The following is a 15294-nucleotide window of genomic DNA, read 5'->3' as shown; positions in this document are numbered from 1 at the left end:
TCGCCGCCCGCTATTCGCTCGGCCATCGCTGGGCATCGCGGATGTGATGGCTTCGATCACCAGAGCGAATTGGCCAGGCTCGGCTCGCCAACGCACTATGGCCCGATACGGTTGCCACCGATGGCATCCGGACGGGGGATTCCCAGCGATGCCGACAGCCACTCCGCCCCAATACGCCTTCGAGCATCTCGTCACACGCCGCTACCGCGACTTCGCTGCCTATAATGGATGGGCGAACCGGCGCCTTTACGCCGCCTCCGCCCATCTCAGCGACGTACAGTACCGCACCGATCGGGGCGCCTTTTTCGGTTCGGTGCATGGCACGCTCAACCATATCCTGGTCGGTGACCGGCTATGGATGCGCCGGATCACCGGCAGCGGCGAGGAGCCAGGCGGGCTCGACACCATCCTGTTCGAGACCCTGCCGGGACTCACGCGGGCCCGCATTGCCGAGGACGAGCGTATTCTCGCCCATGTCGAGAGCCTCGACGCGCAGGCACTGGCGGCCGATCTCACCTATGCCAATGTCGCCGGCGACCACTTCACCCAGCCTCTCGCCACCGTGCTCGACCATGTTTTCAACCACCAGACCCATCATCGCGGGCAGGTGCACTGCCTGATCAGCGGCCTCCTCGGCAACGCCGCCGCACCCCCGCTCGACCTGATCGCCTTCCAGCGTGAAAACGGCGTCGCCCGCACCGGGTGACCTGCGCGGCTGCCCGCTCAATTCTGGCGGCACGCCTCTCTTGCCCGCCGGCTCGCAGCACGGCACAAGACGGGCATGATCATCCTCGACGATATTTCGCTCCGCATTGCCGGCCGGCTTCTCATTGACCACGCCTCCGTGGCTCTGCCGGAGGGTGCCCGGATCGGGCTAGTCGGCCGCAACGGCACCGGCAAGACCACGCTGTTCCGTGCCATCACCGGCGATCTGGAACTGGAGAGCGGCGACATCCGCATTCCCGCCGCCGCCCGCATCGGCCAGGTGGCACAGGAGGCGCCGGCGGGACCCGAGAAACTGATCGACGTGGTGCTCGCGGCCGATATCGAGCGCGCCAGGCTGTTGACGGAACGGGTTGACGCCAGCGATCCCGCACGGATCGCCGAGATCGAACTGCGCCTTGTCGACATCGACGGCCACGCCGCCCCGGCCCGCGCGGCACGCATTCTTGCCGGTCTCGGCTTCGACGACGCCGCCCAGCAACGCCCCTGCTCGGAATTCTCCGGCGGCTGGCGCATGCGGGTGGCCCTAGCCGCCCTGCTCTTCGCCGAGCCGGACCTGCTGCTGCTCGACGAACCGACCAATTATCTCGATCTCGAAGGCACGCTATGGCTGCAGGACTTTCTCGCCCGCTATCCCCGCACCGTGCTCATCGTCAGCCATGACCGCGAACTGCTCAACGAATCCGTCGGGTTCATCCTGCATCTCGACCAAGGCAAGCTCACACTCTGGCGTGGAGGCTATGATTCCTTCGAGCGCCAACGGGCCGAAAAGCTTGTGGTCGACCAGAAAGCCCGGCTCAAGCAGGAAGCCAAGCGCAAGCACATGGAAGCCTTTGTCGAGCGCTTCCGCGCCAAGGCGACCAAGGCCAAGCAGGCGCAGTCCCGGCTGAAAGCGTTGGCCCGCATGGCGCCGATCGCCGCCGCCGCCAGCGAGCAGGCCGCCGCCATCTCCATCCGCCATCCCGAGCGCATCCCCTCCCCGCCCATTCTTACTCTCGACGGTGTTTCGGCCGGCTATGAGCCGGGCAAGCCGATCCTGCGCGGCCTGACGCTCCGCATCGACCATGACGACCGCATCGCCCTGCTCGGTCCCAACGGAAACGGCAAGTCCACCTTTGCGAAGCTGATTTCCGGCCGGCTGGCGCCGCTGAGCGGCGCCATGGTGCGTGCCGCCGGGCTGGAGATTGCCTACCTCGCCCAGCACCAGCTCGACGAACTCGTGGCCGATGAGACAGTCTATGACCATGTGCGCCGGCTGATGCCGGAAGCGCCGGAAGCCAAGGTGCGCTCACGCGCGGCCGAGATGGGCTTTTCCGGTCCGACGGCCAATACGACGATCGCGGCGCTGTCGGGTGGCGAGAAGGCGCGGCTGCTGCTTGGCCTCGCCGCCTTTCACGGGCCGCACCTGCTGATCCTCGATGAGCCGACCAACCATCTCGACATTGCCGCCCGGCAGGCGCTGACCGAGGCGATCAACGATTTTCCCGGCGCCGTCATCCTCATCAGCCATGACCGCACACTTCTCGACGCCAGCGCCGAGCGCCTCTGGCTGGTCGCGGAGGGGACCGTGCGTCCCTATGACGGCGATCTCGACGAGTACCAGAAGCTTGTCGTCGGCCGCAGCGCCTCGGCGTCGCGCAAAGAGGCGTCCGGCACCCGCGCCGACGAGCGGCGGCAGGCAGCCGACCGGCGCACGGAGACCGCGCCGTTGCGCAAGCGCATCAAGGAGTTGGAGGCGGCCATCGTGAAGCTGGAGCGCGGCATTGCCACGCTCGACGCAAAGCTCGCCGACGATACGCTCTACACGCGGGCTCCGCTCGATGCGCAGCGTCTGGCCCGGGAGCGCGCGGCGGCGGCCGAAGCCCTCGCCCGGACGGAAGAGGATTGGCTGCGCGCATCGGCGAGCCTCGACGAGGCGACCGCGTCCTAGGGCGCACCTCCGCCCTCAAACCGAGCGCACGGCAGCGCGCCCTCTAGAGCGTGCGCCGATCAGCCTGTCCCGCAAGCGGATTGGATAGCGCGGTCTTTGGCAAGCGTTGGAGGGCGAGCCGCACGACGCGGCGTGCGAATGGGCCTCTGCTCCGCTGCTCGCACACCCCGCCGTCAGCCCCATAGCCCGGCCTCGTTTCCGAGACGCACCATCTTCCGCCCTTGCTCGGAGGGGTGCGGGGTTGGTGGGGATACGTCTTTTGACCGTCAAAGTTCCAAAAGCAAAAAGCCCCGGCACAAGGCCGGGGCTTTCCGCAGAGCCAATCTCGGAAGAGATCAGAAAGAACGCTTCGCCGAGAAGGTGATGCGGTTCTGGGTGGCTTCGGTCGAAACCGCAGCGGTGTTGATGTAGTCGGTACCAGCGTATTCGGCGCTGAGGTAGTCATACTGCAGGACGAGGGTCAGACCCTTGACCGGAACCCAACCGATGTTGACGCCGACATTGTAGCCGGTGAAGTCGGTCGAAGCGATGCCGCTGACGACAGACGGATCCGTAACCGGCCCGTAAACGAAAGCGTATTCGGTCTGGAAGTTATCGCTCTGGGTGTAGCTACCAACGAGGGTGGTGAACACCGAGGGGGTCCAGTAGTGGATCAGCGCGCCGCCGACATACCAGCCAGCGATGCCGTTGCCATAGAGGTCGACAACCGGGATCGTGCCGGCCAGGCCGAGATAGCCCGGAGCGCCAGAGGCGTAAGCGCCTTCAACGTACAGGGTGGTGGTCTCAGCGAAGTCGAAGCGAACGCCAGCCAGTGCGGCCCAACCGGAGTCGTCCGAGCTGAAGAACGGCGCCAGATCGGGCGTCAGCGGATCGTAATTGCCGATCTGGTGATAAGCGCCGGCGATCTTGAACGCACCCCAGGTGCCTTCATAAGCGATGTTGGCAACGATGTCCGGAACCTGCTGGCCATCGAGCTCAACGAAGTTCGCGTACTGGTCTTCACGGCCATACGAGTCTTCAAGAGCGATGGTCGCCGAGAAGCCGTTGCCGAAGTCAGCGGTGTACTGGACCACGTTCAGCGTGGTGTCCGAGTAGAACGAACCCGGCTGAATGCCCTGCCAGCCGTCGCCGGCCCAGAAGTCAAACGCCGAGGTGGCGCGACCGAAGGTGAAGCCGGCGAACTGGATGTAGCCGTACTTCATCTGGGCCGAGTTGACCGAGCCGTCGCTGAAGTCAAACTCGCCGGTCTCGATTTCCTGACCGAAGCCGTAGTCTTCACCCGCATTAAAGCGGCCTTCGAAGTACGAACGCAGGGTGCCGTATTCGGTCTGCGTGCGGGCGTCGAGCTGAACGCCGACGCGGGTCAGGAAGTAGCTCTGACCGTCCGGATCATCCGAGTTGCGGATGAGAAGGTCCGGCGAGGTGTAACGCGACTTGGCGTCGATGTCGGTGTAGTAGGTGTCGGCGGTGACGTAGCCACCAACCTTGAGGCAGGTGTCGGTGCCGGGGATGTAGTAGAAGCCCGCGCCATAGGTGGAGCAGATCTTCACATATTCCGCAGCCTTCGCCTTCACCGGCAGATCAGCCGCCGCAGCGGTACCGACCATAGCAAGCCCGGCAACCGAACCGAGCAGCACATTCTTAATGACCGTCTTCAATTTCATTCTCCCCCAAATTGGACCAATGTTGGGTTTTCAATTGTCAGGACCCGCCGCACGGCGCGGCACCCACAGCGATACTGTTCGAAACCACCGGGCGGTGCAAAGCCAAAGTGGTACCAAACGGCCCCTCCTGCCTATTCCGCAACGAAGTGTTGCCATCGAGACACAATTTTCACGCCACCCTGTTCCTGGACGGAACGCGCACGAACATTGCGAAAAACGTTGGTAAATCAGGGGTTAACGGGCACATGCAGGAAGGTGGGCGTGCCGATTGTGGCACCGGGTGCCCCTTCGAGGCCCCAATCAGCGCCGCTGCCAGCGACCGTTGGCGTCCTGCTGCCAGTAGGTCACGTCATGCCCGGCGGCACGGGCGTCGCGCCAGGCCTGACGGACAGGCGCGACAGCCTCGGAATCGTTGCCATCAAACAGATGGATGACCCGCTGATAGCTGCCGACATCGGGGATCACGGCGCCGTCGACCAGGAAACGGACCACGGCGCCGTTGGAATTTGATTCGTCGGTGGTGAGGAGAATCGGCTGGCGCGCCGGCTCGGCCTGGCGATCGGTGCCATGCGGCAGGAAAGAACTGTCGTCATAGGTCCAGAGGAGAGCGTCCAGCGCCTCGACCCGCTCCGGGGAACTCGCCTGCACCGCACAGCGCCATCCCCGCTCCAGGCACTTCTCCAGGAGCTGGGGCAAGGCGGCGTCGAGCGGCCGGTTCTGCAGGTGATAGAAGAACACTTCGCTCATGAAACGCCTCCCCTCTTCCCTTGCCGGCACGACCGCTCGCGAACGGGCGTCACGATTCGTAGTGACGCGCCACCAGATCGTCGAGCAGGCGCACGCCCCAGCCCGAACCCCAGCTGCGGTTGAACTCGGTGGCGGGCGAGGACATGGCGGTGCCGGCAATATCGAGATGCGCCCACGGCACGTCGCCGACGAAGCGCTGGATGAACTGCGCCGCGGTGATCGAGCCGCCAAAGCGCCCGCCGGTGTTCTTCATGTCGGCAAACTTCGAATCGATGAGCTTGTCGTATTCCGCCGAGAGCGGCAGGCGCCACACCTTCTCGCCCGTCGTCAGCCCCGAATCGGCCAGCCGCTCGGCCAGAATGTCGTTGTTGGAGAACAAGCCCGCATGCTCGGTGCCCAGCGCAACGATGATGGCGCCGGTGAGCGTGGCGAGGTCCACCATGAACTGGGGCTTGAAGCGCTCCTTGGCGTACCAGAGCACGTCGCCGAGCACGAGGCGGCCCTCGGCGTCGGTGTTGATGATCTCGATGGTCTGGCCGGACATCGAGGTGACGATGTCGCCCGGGCGCTGCGCCTTGCCGTCCGGCATGTTCTCCACCAGACCGATGAGGCCGACCACATTGGCCTTGGCCTTGCGGCTCGCGAGCGCATGCATGAGGCCGACAACGCAGGCGGCGCCCGCCATGTCGCCCTTCATGTCTTCCATGCCGGCAGCCTGCTTGATCGAGATGCCGCCGGTGTCGAACACAACGCCCTTGCCGACGAAGGCTACCGGCGCCTCGCCCGACTTGCCGCCGTTCCAGCGCATCACCACGACGCGGGTTTCCTCGGCGGACCCCTGGCCGACGCCGAGCAGCGCGCCCATGCCGAGCTTCTTCAGGTCCTTCTCGCCCAGCACCTCGACATCGACGCCGACCTTTGCGAGATCACCGGCGCGCTTGGCGAATTCGGTGGGGGTGAGCACGTTGGCGGGCTCGTTCACCAGGTCGCGGGCGATCACCACGCCCTCGCCGATGCCTTCGCGCTTCTTCCATGCCCGCTTGGCCGCCGCATCGTCCTCTATATAGAGAGTCACCTTCGGCTTGGCTGTCGCCTCATCGGGCTTCTTCTTCGTCTTGTATCGGTCGAAGGCATAAGCGCGCAGACGCAGGCCAAGAGCCAGTTCAGCCGCCGCCTCACCCGGCACCTCGCCGCCCGGCAGCGCCAGAACCACGCTCACCTCCCTGGCCGAGGCCGGCAGGCGACCCATGATGGCCCCGCCGAGCTTCAGCCAGTCAAAGGTCTTGAGGCTGGCCACCTTGCCCACGCCCATGACGATGAGGCGGGAGGCGTCGAGCCCCGTCGGCGCGAGGATGTCGATGCCCTTGCCGGATTTGCCGGTGAATCGGTCCGCCTGCATCGCACTCGCCACCAGCGTGGCGGCGGGCGCCAGAAGCGCGTCGACGGGCGGCGCGAAGTCCGGCGTCTCCCCCTCCGCCGGCTCTGCGGCGAGGAGTACGACGAGCCCTTCCAGAGCGGCCGGAAGCTTGGCGAAACTGATCTTCACATGGTCGGGCATCGGGGCACCTTTATTGGTCGCGGCTTTCTTTATGTCTCTTTAGCCGAATGCGCGACGGGCGACGAGCCTCAAAGGGTCACGGCGTTAACGCGGCGCCGCCCGATTTGCGCCGAAGCGCTCGGCCAATTATGCATCTTGCGCAAGATGGCCACGCCGGGGGCAGCGGGCATTCACCGACAGGGATCAGGATACGCCGCTCGATGAACCGCCTGGACCGTTATGTGTTCCGCTCGGCCGCGACGGCCTTTCTCGGAACGCTGCTGGTACTTACCGCCATGATCTGGGTGACGCAGGCCCTGCGCGAACTCGACATCATGACGACGCAGGGCCAGACGATCATTGCCTTTGTCGTCATCACCGCCCTCGCCCTGCCAGCCCTCATCCTCGGCCTCGCGCCGGCGGCTCTGTTCATGGCGGTGGCGCAGACGCTGTTCCGGATGAACAGCGATTCCGAAATCGTGGTGGCGAGCGCGGCCGGCATCTCCACGTGGCGCTTCCTGCGCCCGCTGGTGATTCTCGCCGTACTGGTGGCGGCGTGCTGCGCCGCGCTGTCGATCGAGATCGTGCCGGCCGCGATGCGCCAGTTCCGCTTCGAGATTACGCAGGTGCGCGCCGACGTGGTCGCCTTCATCGCCCAGCCCGGCCGTTTCACCACCCTTTCGCAGGGAATGGTGTTCCATGTGCGCGAGCGCAACGCCAACGGCGTGCTCGGCGGCATCTTCATCAACGATGCGCGCGATCCCAAGGAAGTGAACACCTATCTCGCCGAGCGCGGCCAAGTGATCGACTCCGCCGAGGGCACGTTTCTGGTTCTCGAAGAGGGCGCCATCCACAGGCGGACCCCGGGCAAGCCGGACAGCAATGTCGTCGAATTCCAGCGCTACGCCTTCGATCTCTCGCCCTTCACCAATAGCGGCGAGCCGACCGTCTATCGCGCGCCGGAGCGGTCCTTCCGCGATCTGTGGAGTCCCGACCCGAAGGATATTATGGTCAGGATCGAAGGGACGGGACGGTTTACCGAGGAGCTTCACCGGCGGCTGTCGCTGCCGCTCTATGTGCTTGCCTTCTTCGCGATCGCCTGTGCGGCGTTGGCGGAGCCGCGCACCACGCGCGAAGGGCGAGGACTGGCGCTGGCCGGCACCGCCCCCTTCATCATCTTCCTTCAGATCACGAGCTTCGGGCTGATCAACCAGGTCCGCACCGAGCCCGCCCTGATCCCCGTCGTCTATCTTGTGCCGATCCTGTTCATCATCGGCGCGATGGCGTCACTGAGCGGGCGGTTCAAGCCACGCATGCCAGAAGCGATTCGCATACGGATCGACCGCCTCGCCCAGCGCGTCGTCCGCGCGACCGTGAACTGAGCCCCCCGATGGCCGATCACAAAGAAATCACCGGCAGCGGAGCGGCGGCATGATCGGGCGCACGCTGGGGCTCTATTTCGGTCGACGATTCATCACTTCGGTGATGGGCATCTTCGTCGGCTGCGCCACCCTGATCATGCTCATCGACCTGCTCGAGCTGTCGCGCCGCGTCGGCGAGCGCGATGTCGATTTCAGCACGCTGCTGCTGCTGGTTTTCTACCGCATGCCGTACTTCACCGAGCAGCTGCTGCCCTTCGCCGTGCTGTTCGGCGCCATCGGCACCTTCCTCACCCTGTCGCGGCGGTTGGAATTGGTGGTGGCGCGCGCCGCGGGCATTTCGGCCTGGCAGTTCATTGCCCCAGCAGCGCTGATCGCCCTCGCGCTCGGTACGTTTTCCACAACCGTCTACAACCCGGTCTCGGCGGTGTTCAAGGAGCGGGCAAGCCGGCTGGAAGCGGAGATCTTCAACCGCCAGACCGGCCTGTTCGCGGCGGGCCGCAGCGGCTTCTGGCTCCGCCAGCAGAGCATTGACGGGCAGGCGATCATCCAGGCGGCGGCCACCAGCGATGGGGGGCGCGAACTCACCGGCGTCAACGTTTTCCTTTTCGACACGCATGACAAGCTGCTGGAGCGTATCGAGGCAACCCGCGCGGTGCTCGATCCCGGGGCCTGGCGGCTGGAAAATGCGCGCGTATTAACTCCCGCAATAGGTTTGCAGGAGTACGAGGTGTACATGCTGGCCACCAATCTCACTCCCAATCAGGTGCAGGAAACGCTGCAGAGCGAGACCGTTCCGTTTTGGGATCTGCCCGCCGCCATCGATGCGGCGAGCCGGGTCGGATTTGGCGTGGAACGCTACCGTCTGCAGTATCAGAGCCTGCTGGCGCGACCCGCGCTATTGCTGGCGATGGTGCTCATCGCCGCCTCGGTGAGCCTGCGCGTGTTCCGGTTCGGCGGCATCGGCCAGACGATTCTCGGTGGCGTCGCGGCCGGCTTTCTGCTTTATGTTTTCACCAAGCTCGCCGAGGACCTCGGTGAGGCCGGGATTGTGCATCCCATTATAGCAGCATGGTTTCCAGCAGGCGTAGGAGCATTGATGGGCATTCTCATCCTGCTTCACCGGGAGGACGGATGAAGGTCGGCAACGTGATAGCCGGCCAGGCAGATTCGGCGATCCCGCGACTGAGAAGTCGCCTGCGCCGTTCTGCCTGCGCGTTGATTATCGGAGCTGGCTCCGTTGCGTTGGTCGCCTTTGGCCCGGCGTCGCTGGCGTATGCCCAGACGAACACTGCCCAGACAACGGCTTCGCAGCCGGCCGGTCTCGCCGGTGGCCTTGTCACGCGGCAGACCGACCCTGATGCGAAGATGCTCGTGACCGCCGACGAGTTGGTCTACGACAACACCCGCAACGAGGTGATCGCCGAGGGCAACGTCCAGATCTATTATGACGGGGCTGTCCTCGAAGCGCGCAAGGTCGTCTACGACCGCAACGCAAACCGGCTGCGGGCCGAGGGCGGCGTGCGGCTGAAGGACAAGGATGGCACGGTCATCGCGGCCGATAACCTCGACCTGTCGCAGGATTTCAGCAACGGCTTCGTCAACTCGCTGCGCATCGATTCGCCCGACGACATGCATTTCGTCGCCGCTCGCGCCGATCGCGAGAATGGCGATACGACCGTGCTGACCAGCGGCGCCTACACCCCCTGCGAACCCTGTAAGGAAAATCCGCAGAAGCCGCCGATGTGGCAGGTGAAGGCCGCAAAGATCATCCATAAAGAAAAGGAGCAGATGATCTATTTCGAGGACGCCAGGCTCGAATTCCTGGGCGTCCCGTTCGCGTGGGTTCCCTACCTTGAGGCTCCCGATCCGACGGTGAAGCGCAAGTCCGGCTTCCTGATCCCGCAATTCGTCAACACGACGGAAATCGGCTTCGGCGCGACCATCCCCTATTTCTGGAACATCGCGCCCAACATGGACGTGACGTTCTCGCCGCTCATCGTCTCCAAGCAGGGCGTGATGCTCGACGCCGAGTTCCGGCACAGGCTTGAAACCGGCTCCTACAGCATCCGCGCGGCCGGCATCGACCAGCTCGACAAGGATGCCTTCCTGGGCACAGGCCTGGACGGGCTGCCGCAGGCAGAGCCTGGCTATCGCGACCAGCGCGGCGTGATTGAGACGCATGGCCGGTTCAACATCAACAAGAACTGGTACTGGGGTTGGGACGGCTGGCTGATGTCAGACGAGACCTTCCTGCAGGACTACAACCTGATCAACGCCACGACCCGTGAAGTCACCTCGCAGCTCTACCTCGTCGGCCAGGGCGACCGCTCCTATTTCGACGCGCGGGCGATGTATTTCACCGGCCTGACCTCCTATGACATCCAGGGTCAGCAACCGATCGTCCATCCGGTGCTGGATTACAGCAAGACGCTGGGCGACTCGGTGTTCGGCGGCCAGCTCAGCTACGACATCAATTTTACCAGCCTGACGCGAGACGAAATCGACCTACGGGCGACCTCGGCGGCCTACGCGCCGACCTTCCCGTCGCTTTACGACGGCCCGACCAACCAGTGCGACCTCGACAAGGTCGGCACCAACCCGATCGAGCAGCGGCAGGACTGCCTGATGCGCGGCATGGTCGGCAGCTACACCCGCCTGTCCGGCGTGGTGGACTGGCGCCGGACCTTCATCGACACCGCCGGCCAGACCTGGACGCCCTTCTTCAACATGCAGCTCGATGTCGCCTCGGTGCAGGCGCAGACGGAAGATTCGCCCTGGCTGCCGGGCGGCGACAACCAGCTGATCCGTGCCATGCCGGCCGTCGGTCTGGAATACCGCTACCCCTTCATTGCCGTGCAGAGCTGGGGCACGCAAACAATCGAGCCGATCGCCCAGGTCATCATCCGCCCGGACGAGACCGATATCGGCCAGTTCCCGAACGAAGACGCGCAGAGCCTGATCTTCGACGACACCAACCTGTTCGAGATCAGCAAATATTCCGGCTATGACCGCGTGGAAGGCGGCGGGCGCGCCAATGTGGGCATCCAGTATTCCGCCAACTTCAACGATGGCGGCCAGATCAACGCCCTGTTCGGCCAGTCCTACCAGATCTTCGGCACCAACTCGTACGCCAATTACGACATGGCCAATACGGGCGCCGAATCCGGCCTTGAGGACGACGCCTCCGACTATGTCGCCCGGCTCTACTATCAGCCGACGGACAGGTTCTCGCTCATCAACCGCTTTCGCTTTGACAATGACGACTGGTCGGTCGAGCGCTACGAGGTCGAGGGCCGGGCAACGGTGAACAAGCACCTGACCGTGTCCGCCCTTTACGGCCTCTACACGGCGCAGCCCCTGCTCGGCTATTACGAGGAGCGCGAAGGCATTCTCGGTACGGGCACGCTGAAGCTGAACGAGAACTGGAACCTGCGGGCGGCCGCGCGTTACAACCTCAATCTCGACGAGATCGACTACACGCTGTTCGGCATCTCCTACATCGACGAGTGCTTCGGCATCGCGCTCAGCTACCGCTCGGACTACACGGAGAGCGGTAATCGCGAGCGGGTCGACACGGTTCTCGTCACCTTCACGCTGAAGACGCTGGGTGAAGCCGGGTTCTCGACCCAGGTCGGGTCTAGCAGCAGCGACGACGACTAGACTGCGGCGTCGCATTGATGCCACATCCGCCGACGAGAACATCGCGGATCGGCGAGGACGCGGTGGAGCACGTTCCTTGCGTCCAGCCGACAGCAAGAGTGGAGAGAAAATGCTCGGACGGTCTAGGATACGGGATGGCTGGCGCGCCGGTCGTCATCGCGTCGCGGGACCGCTCGTCCGCGCGCTGGTCCTTGCCTGCGCGGTCGTCGCCGTCACCACGCTCCCGCCCTCGCCCGCCAGCGCCCAGCAGATCCTCGTTCTGGTGCAGGGGCAGCCCATCACCAGTTTCGATGTCGCTCAGCGCATCAAGCTCTCCCAGCTCACCGAGCGCCGCAATCTCTCGCAGAAGGAAGCGCTGCAGGAGTTGATCGACCAGCGGCTGAAGATTGTCACCGCCGAGCGCTTCGGCGTCACCGCCGATAAGGATGAGATCGAGAAGATGTTCGCCCGCATGGGCAGCCGCAGCGGCCGCTCGTCGGAGCAACTGACCCAGGCGCTGGCGCAATCCGGCCTCGATGCCAGCATGCTCAAGACGAAGATGCGGGCTGACTACGTCTGGAACAACTATGTGCGCGGGCGTTTCTCGTCTGCCTCGACGATCCGCGATTCCGACGTGTTCGCAGCGCTTGAGTCGAAGGGCGAAGACCTGACACGCGCGCAGCGCACCACCGAGTACACGGTGCGCCAGATCGTCCTCGTGGTCGGCCGCACTGCCAATCCTAGCGAACGCTCGCGGCGCATGGCAGAGGCCAATGGCCTGCGCAAACAGTTCACCGATTGCGAGACTGGCGTCCAGACCGCCCGCGCCATGCGCGAGACGGTGGTCCGCGATCCCGTCATCCGGACCTCGGCCGACATGAGCGCGGCGGTCCGCAAGGTGATGGACGACACGCCGGTCGGCCAGATGACGGCGCCGGAAGTCACCCGCGCCGGCATCGAGATGATCGCCATCTGCAGTCGCCGCGAGGTTGTTGGCGAGAGCGCGCAGAAACGCGAAGTCCGCACCGAGCTTGAGAACAAGCAGTTCGATTCGGTCTCCAAGAAGCTGCTGGACGATGCCCGCAAGTCCGCCATGATCCAGTACCGCTGACCGGCTCATGGCACGCCCCTCGCCTGCCTTGGCCCTGACAGTGGGCGAACCGGCCGGCATCGGCCCCGACATCACCCTCGCGGCCTGGCTGATGCGCGACGCGCGGGCCTTGCCGCCCTTCTTCGTCACCGGCGATGCCAACCTGCTGCGCCGCCGGGCCGAAGCTCTCGGCCTTGCCGTGCCGGTGCAGGAATGCACGTCAGATGACGCCGTTGCGGTATTTCCCAACGCCCTGCCGGTTGTTACCGCCGGGCCGGCGACCACCGCCGCCCCCGGCCGGCCGGACGCGACCAGTGCCCCCCTCGCCCGCGCGGCGATCGACAGCGCCGTGGCGCTGGTGAAGGCCGGGCGTGCGGCAGCCGTGGTGACTAACCCGATCTCCAAGGCCGTGCTGTATGCCGATGGCTTCGCCTTTCCCGGTCACACCGAATATCTCGCTTATCTCGCCGCCACACCGGCGCCGCGCCCGGTGATGATGATCTGGTCGCCCGACCTTGCCGTCGTGCCGGCCACGATCCATGTGCCTCTGGCCGATGTCCCGCGTCTGTTCACCCGCGACCTGCTCATCGAGACCACTCGCATCACTGCCCATGATCTGCGGCACCGCTTCGGTATCGCTGCCCCGCGCCTCGCCATTTGCGGGCTGAACCCGCATGCAGGCGAGGACGGCACGCTGGGGCGCGAGGACGAGGACGTCACCCGTCCCGCCGTGGCGGCGCTCCGGCAGGAGGGAATGGACGTGCGCGGGCCGCTGCCGGCCGATACACTTTTCCATGCAGCAGCCCGTGCCACATATGATGCCGCCATCGGTGCCTATCACGATCAGGTTCTGGCGCCGGCCAAGGCCCTCGCATTCGATCGCGCGGTCAATGTCACGCTCGGGCTGCCGTTCGTCCGCACGTCGCCGGACCATGGCACGGCGTTCGCCCTTGCCGGCACCGGGCGTGCCGATCCCTCCAGTCTCATTGAGGCGCTGCTTCTGGCGCACCGGCTCAGCGCGCGAGACGCCGCGCGGGCGGAAGGCTGAGGCTGGCGGATGAGCATCGACAGCCTGCCGCCGCTACGCGACGTCATCCGGGATCATGGGCTCTCGGCGCTGAAATCCCTTGGGCAGAATTTCCTGCTGGACCTCAACCTTACCTCGAAGATCGCGCGCACGGCCGGCCGGCTCGACGGGCTGACCGTGATAGAGGTCGGCCCCGGCCCGGGCGGCCTGACCCGGGCGATCCTCGCGCTCGGCGCGCGGCGCGTGATTGCCATCGAGCGCGATGCCCGTTGCGTGGCGGCACTGGCCGAGGTGGCGGCGCATTATCCGGAGCGGCTGGAGGTCATCGAGGGCGACGCGCTCCAGACGGATTATCGCGCCCTTCTCGTGCCTGATGAGCGCGCCATCGTCATCGCCAACCTCCCCTATAATGTCGGCACGCCGCTGCTGGTCGGCTGGCTCTCGGCCGATCCCTGGCCGCCCTGGTATGAGAGCCTGACGCTGATGTTCCAGCGCGAGGTCGCCGAGCGCATCGTCGCCGCGCCGGGAGACGATCACTATGGCCGCCTCGCCGTGCTGACCGGCTGGCGGGCGCAGGCGCATATCGCCTTCGACGTGCCGCCCTCGGCCTTCGTGCCGCCTCCCAAGGTCACGTCGTCGGTGGTTCACATCGTTCCCCGCCCAGCACCCCTGTCCTGCTCGCTCAAGGCGCTGGAACGCGTCACCGAGGCCGGCTTCGGACAGCGCCGAAAGATGCTGCGCCAGAGCCTGAAGAGCCTCGGCGTGGATACGGGAGCCCTGCTGGAGGCGGCCGGCATCGCCCCGACCGAGCGCGCCGAGCGCGTGACGGTCGAGGGCTTCGTGGCCCTTGCCAACGAATGGGTGGCGATGCGTCGCGCAGGCGCCGATCAGGATGTCAGCGTCGCCAGTTCCTGATCGAGCCTGTCGACGATCGGCGGCAGGCCGAGCTGGCGCTCGCGGCGCAGGCGCTCGGCAGCGAGTATGGCTTCGAGGCTTCGGAAGGTCTCGCCGAGGTCTTCATTGACCAGCACGTAGTCATAGTGTTCCCAATGCGCGATCTCCGTGCGCGCGTTCTTCAGCCGCTTCTCGATCACGCCCGAAGCATCCTCGGCGCGACGTTCCAGCCGCGTTTTCAGCTCGGTGGCGGAGGGCGGCAGGATGAACACGCCCACAATGTCGGTGCGCATCTTGTCGTAGAGCTGCAGCGTGCCCTGGTAGTCGATATCGAACAGCACGTCCTTGCCGGCAACGAGCGCATTCTCCACCGCTTCGCGCGGCGTGCCGTAGAAATTGCCATGCACCTCCGCCGATTCGAGCAGGTCTCCGGCGTCGCGCAGCTTCTCGAAGCGCTCGCGCTTGATGAAGTGGTAGTGAATGCCCTCCACCTCGCTGGGGCGCTTGTCGCGCGTCGTCACCGAGACCGAGAGATGGATCTCCGGGTGCTTCTCGAGAAGCAGGCGCGCCAGCGTCGACTTGCCCGCCCCGGAAGGGGAAGACAGCACCAGCATCAGCCCGCGGCGGACGACGGAAATCTGGGAAGGGCTGGTCATGGCGC

12 protein-coding genes are annotated in these 15294 nt (G+C 65.3%); 8 read left to right on the top strand and 4 right to left on the bottom strand.

Features of this window, described 5'->3' with window-relative positions; genetic code table 11:
* The first annotated feature begins 148 nt into the window (after positions 1–148).
* Positions 149–706 (top strand): DinB family protein, encoded by a 558-nt coding sequence (locus EV667_RS08590; protein ID WP_131834820.1) that lies wholly within the window; start codon positions 149–151, stop codon positions 704–706.
* Between the two features lie 75 nt (positions 707–781).
* Positions 782–2653 (top strand): ABC-F family ATP-binding cassette domain-containing protein, encoded by a 1872-nt coding sequence (locus EV667_RS08585; RefSeq protein ID WP_131834819.1) that lies wholly within the window; start codon positions 782–784, stop codon positions 2651–2653.
* Between the two features lie 335 nt (positions 2654–2988).
* On the opposite strand, the gene EV667_RS08580 is transcribed toward EV667_RS08585, so the two are convergent.
* The 3 genes from EV667_RS08580 to EV667_RS08570 form a co-directional block, all read right to left on the bottom strand.
* Positions 2989–4317: a porin gene (locus EV667_RS08580; RefSeq protein ID WP_131834818.1), complete on the bottom strand. Its 1329-nt coding sequence runs from the start codon at positions 4315–4317 to the stop codon at positions 2989–2991.
* A 300-nt stretch (positions 4318–4617) separates the two neighbouring features.
* Positions 4618–5064, bottom strand: coding sequence for a DNA polymerase III subunit chi (locus tag EV667_RS08575; RefSeq protein WP_131834817.1), 447 nt, complete (start codon positions 5062–5064; stop codon positions 4618–4620).
* Between the two features lie 49 nt (positions 5065–5113).
* Positions 5114–6622, bottom strand: a complete 1509-nt coding sequence (locus tag EV667_RS08570; protein ID WP_131834816.1) for a leucyl aminopeptidase — start codon at positions 6620–6622, stop codon at positions 5114–5116.
* A gap of 200 nt (positions 6623–6822) precedes the next feature.
* Between EV667_RS08570 and lptF the strand changes: the two genes are divergently transcribed.
* From lptF to rsmA, 6 genes are all read left to right on the top strand, one after another.
* Complete coding sequence (lptF, locus tag EV667_RS08565) at positions 6823–7983, top strand: LPS export ABC transporter permease LptF (RefSeq protein ID WP_131834815.1); 1161 nt, start codon at positions 6823–6825, stop codon at positions 7981–7983.
* A 49-nt stretch (positions 7984–8032) separates the two neighbouring features.
* Positions 8033–9118 (top strand): LPS export ABC transporter permease LptG, encoded by a 1086-nt coding sequence (gene lptG, locus EV667_RS08560; protein WP_131834814.1) that lies wholly within the window; start codon positions 8033–8035, stop codon positions 9116–9118.
* A gap of 230 nt (positions 9119–9348) precedes the next feature.
* Positions 9349–11643 carry an LPS-assembly protein LptD gene (locus tag EV667_RS08555; protein ID WP_245516038.1) on the top strand — a complete coding sequence of 765 codons (2295 nt, stop codon included), beginning with the start codon at positions 9349–9351 and terminating at the stop codon, positions 11641–11643.
* A gap of 109 nt (positions 11644–11752) precedes the next feature.
* On the top strand, positions 11753–12733 hold the full coding sequence (locus EV667_RS08550; RefSeq protein WP_131834812.1) for a SurA N-terminal domain-containing protein: 981 nt from the start codon (positions 11753–11755) through the stop codon (positions 12731–12733).
* Positions 12734–12740: 7 nt separating this feature from the next.
* Positions 12741–13760, top strand: a complete 1020-nt coding sequence (gene pdxA / locus EV667_RS08545) for a 4-hydroxythreonine-4-phosphate dehydrogenase PdxA (protein WP_131834811.1) — start codon at positions 12741–12743, stop codon at positions 13758–13760.
* 9 nt (positions 13761–13769) lie between these two features.
* A complete protein-coding gene (gene rsmA / locus EV667_RS08540) occupies positions 13770–14654 on the top strand; it encodes a 16S rRNA (adenine(1518)-N(6)/adenine(1519)-N(6))-dimethyltransferase RsmA (protein ID WP_131834810.1) in 885 nt (294 codons plus the stop codon).
* On the opposite strand, the gene gmk is transcribed toward rsmA, so the two are convergent.
* A complete protein-coding gene (gene gmk, locus EV667_RS08535; protein ID WP_131834809.1) occupies positions 14627–15289 on the bottom strand; it encodes a guanylate kinase in 663 nt (220 codons plus the stop codon). The genes rsmA and gmk overlap by 28 nt on opposite strands.
* Positions 15290–15294 lie beyond the last annotated feature (5 nt).

The sequence above is a fragment of the Ancylobacter aquaticus genome, assembly GCF_004339465.1.
In the GTDB taxonomy this organism is placed as follows: Bacteria; Pseudomonadota; Alphaproteobacteria; order Rhizobiales; family Xanthobacteraceae; genus Ancylobacter; species Ancylobacter aquaticus.
Note: the sequence above shows the minus strand (reverse complement) of the source record. Positions and strands in the feature narration are given on the sequence as shown.